General features: G+C 55.7%; 1 protein-coding gene. It reads left to right on the top strand.

The genetic code is table 11. The annotated features are described in order from the left end of the window. Positions 1–255: hypothetical protein (locus LK536_RS58870; protein ID WP_506092343.1), on the top strand; the 255-nt coding region annotated here is incomplete at both ends.

Raw genomic sequence — 255 nt, 5'->3', positions numbered from 1 at the left:
AGGGGGGAGAGGGAAGAGGAGGAAAGGAGGAAAAAAAAAAAGAAAGGGAAGAAGAAGGGGAAGGAGAGAGGAAAGGGGAGGGGAAAGGAGGAGGGGGAAGAGGAGAAAGGAAAGGAGAAGGAAAAGGGGAAAGGGAGGAGAAGGAAGGGGAAAAGGAAAGGAAGGGGAGGGGGGGGAGAAAAAGGGAGGAGAGGAGCGAAGGAGAGAGGGGGGGAAGAGGGAAAAGAGAGGGGAGGGAGGAGAGGAAGGCGAGGA

Source organism: Clostridium pacaense (genome assembly GCF_020709765.2).
GTDB lineage: Bacteria > Bacillota > Clostridia > Lachnospirales > Lachnospiraceae > Enterocloster > Enterocloster hominis.
Note: the sequence above shows the minus strand (reverse complement) of the source record. Positions and strands in the feature narration are given on the sequence as shown.